Origin of the sequence: Sphingomonas sp. (assembly GCF_042091075.1) — a bacterium.
Taxonomy (GTDB): domain Bacteria; phylum Pseudomonadota; class Alphaproteobacteria; order Sphingomonadales; family Sphingomonadaceae; genus Sphingomonas.
Map to the genome: position 1 here is coordinate 1 of NZ_JBELIE010000245.1, position 2,739 is coordinate 2,739.

A 2,739-nucleotide genomic window follows, 5' to 3' on the forward strand; every position below is an offset into this window, starting at 1 on the left:
GCGCACCGCGAGGCGATCGACCGGCGGGGTCTGGATCACCGACAGTTCGCGCAGCCCGCTCATCGCCATCTGCAAGGTGCGCGGGATCGGCGTCGCGGTCAGCGTCAACATATGAACGTCGGCGCGCAGCGTCTTCAGCCGTTCCTTGTGGGTGACGCCGAAGCGCTGTTCCTCATCGACGATGACGAGGCCGAGTCGCTTGAAGTTGATCCCCTTCGCCAGCAGCGCGTGCGTGCCGACGACGATATCGATATCGCCGCTGGCGACGCCGTCCTTGACGCGCTTCGCCTCGGCGGCGGGGACGAGCCGCGACAGTCGCCCGATATTGAGCGGAAAGCCCTCGAAACGCTGGACGAAGTTCTGGTAGTGCTGGCGGGCAAGCAGGGTGGTCGGGCAGACCACCGCCACCTGCATCCCCGCCATCGCCGCGACGAAAGCGGCGCGCAGCGCCACCTCGGTCTTGCCGAAACCGACATCGCCGACGATCAGCCGGTCCATCGGCTTGCCCGCCGACAGATCGGACAGCACGTCGTCGATCGCGCGATCCTGATCGTCGGTTTCCTCATAGGGGAAGCGATCGACGAACGCGGGATAGCCGGCGCTATCGGGTTCCGCGACCTCGCCGGGGCGCAACGCCCGTTCGGCCGCCACCGCGATCAACTCACCCGCGATCTCGCGGATGCGTTCCTTCATGCGGCTCTTGCGGCGTTGCCAGGCCTCGCCGCCCAGCCGGTCGAGCGCCGCGCCTTCCTCCGACGAGCCGTAGCGCGACAACACTTCGAGATTCTCGACCGGAATGTAGAGCTTGTCGCCGCCCGCATATTCCAGCGCGACGCAATCATGCGGCGCCTTGGCGACGGGCACCTGCGTCAACCCGACATAGCGCCCGATGCCGTGATCGGTATGCACCACCAGATCACCGGGAGACAGCGTCGCCAGTTCGGCCAGAAAGGCGTCGGCGGACTTGCGGCGCTTGTTGCGGCGGATCAGCCGGTCGCCCAGCATGTCCTGTTCGGTCAGTACCGCGATCCCGGGGGCGGTGAAGCCGTGGTCGAGCGGTACGACCGTCAGCGCGATTCCGCGTTCCGCCGCGCCAAGCGATTCCTGCCACGTCTCGGTCAGCCGTGCCCCGGCGAGGCCGTGATCCTCCAGCAGACTTTTCAGTCGGTCACGCGCGCCGTTCGAATAGCTGGCGAGGATCGGCTTGCGGCCATCCTTCCGCAGCCGCCCCAGATGCGCGACCACGGCTTCATAGACATTGCTTTGGTTGGCGCGTTCGGGAGCGAAGTCACGCGGGCCGTCGACGTTGAAGTCGAGCACCGTCGCCGATTCGGGCTCATGAAAGGGGGACAGGATATGCGCCGGGGCGTCCGCGATCCGCGCAGCCCATTCGCCATCCTCAAGGTACAATGATTTCGCGGGCAGGGCGCGATAGCTGCCGGGCTCCGCCGCTTCCGCGCGCTTGCGGTTCTCGTAATAGTCGGCGATCGCCTCCAGCCGCGCTTCAGCGGCGGCCGGCGTTCCGAAATCGCGGACCACGATCGCATCGTCGCCAAGGTGATCCCACAGCGTCGCCAGCTTGTCCTCGAACAAGGGCAACCAATGCTCCATCCCCGCCAGCCGGCGCCCGTCGCTGACCGCCTGATACAGCGGGTCGCCGGTCGCGGTGGCGCCGAAGGTCGCGCGATAATGGGTGCGGAAGCGCTTGACGCTCTCCTCGTCGAGCAGCGCCTCGGACGCGGGCAGCAGGACGAAGCGCTCGACCCGGCCGGTGGTGCGCTGATCGCCGGGATCGAAGGTGCGGACGCTCTCGATCTCGTCGCCAAAGAAATCGAGCCTCAGTGCATGTTCCTCGCCGCTAGGGAACAAGTCCACCAGCCCGCCGCGCACCGCATATTCGCCTTGGTCGTGGACGGTGTCGGTGCGGACATAGCCGTTCGCCTGCAACAGCGCGCCGAGCTTCTCGATGCCCAGCCGCGCGCCGGGCTTCAGTTCCGCCACCAACTGACGGATGCGGAATGGCGTCAGCGTGCGTTGCGTCAGGGCGTTCACGGTGGTCAGCACCAGTTGCGCGCTGCCCGGCTTCTGTTGCAGCCGGTACAGCGCGCCGATCCGCTCCGCCATGATGCGCAGCGTGGGGCTGGCGCGATCGTAGGGCAGGCAATCCCATGCCGGGATCGCCACCACTTCCAGCTCCGGCGCAAAGAAGGTCGCCGCGGAAGCGACCGCACGCATCTGCGCCTCGTCGGCGGCGACGAACACCGCACGGGTCGGCGCCGCCCGCGCCAGATCGGCGAGCAATACCGGCAGGAAGCCTGCCGGCACGCCGGACAGGGTCAGCGGCGCGGCGGCGTTCAATATCTTGGATAGGTCGGGCATTGGTTACTCGATGGCTCCCCCGCCTCGCGGCGGGAGAGGGGGAAACTCACATCCCCGGATGAAGGACCGTGACGAAATCGACGCGGCGCATCGTGTCCATCATCTCGCCGTCCCATTCGGGCGGACAGGGGATCGATCCGATCGCCCAGCCCATGATATCGACGTCCTGCTCTTCCAGCAGCGCCTCGAACCAGTCGAGCTGCTCCGTCGTCCAGCCGGCGCCATGCGCGTCGAAAAAGCCGCCGATCATCAGATCGGCTTCGCGCGTGCCACGATGCCAGGCACGGAAACGAAGACGTTTGAGGCGGATGTCGTGGTCCATCAAAAAACTTTCGTCATGCCAGGGCAGACTGGCACCTT

2 protein-coding genes are annotated in these 2,739 nt (G+C 66.7%); both read right to left on the bottom strand.

The genetic code is table 11. From position 1 onward, the window contains the following. Nucleotides 1-2,379, bottom strand: a 2,379-nt coding sequence (locus ACFDSW_RS16175) for a transcription-repair coupling factor (protein WP_375251285.1), incomplete at its 3' end; no start/stop codon positions are given. A 46-nt stretch (nt 2,380-2,425) separates the two neighbouring features. After that, complete coding sequence (locus ACFDSW_RS16180) at nt 2,426-2,701, bottom strand: succinate dehydrogenase assembly factor 2 (RefSeq protein ID WP_375251286.1); 276 nt, start codon at nt 2,699-2,701, stop codon at nt 2,426-2,428. Nucleotides 2,702-2,739: the final 38 nt, after the last annotated feature.

Coding starts and splice junctions, on each gene's coding strand:
- ACFDSW_RS16180 (WP_375251286.1), bottom strand. CDS start 2,701: ATGGACCACGACATCCGCCTCAAACGTCTTCGTTTCCGTGCCTGGCAT.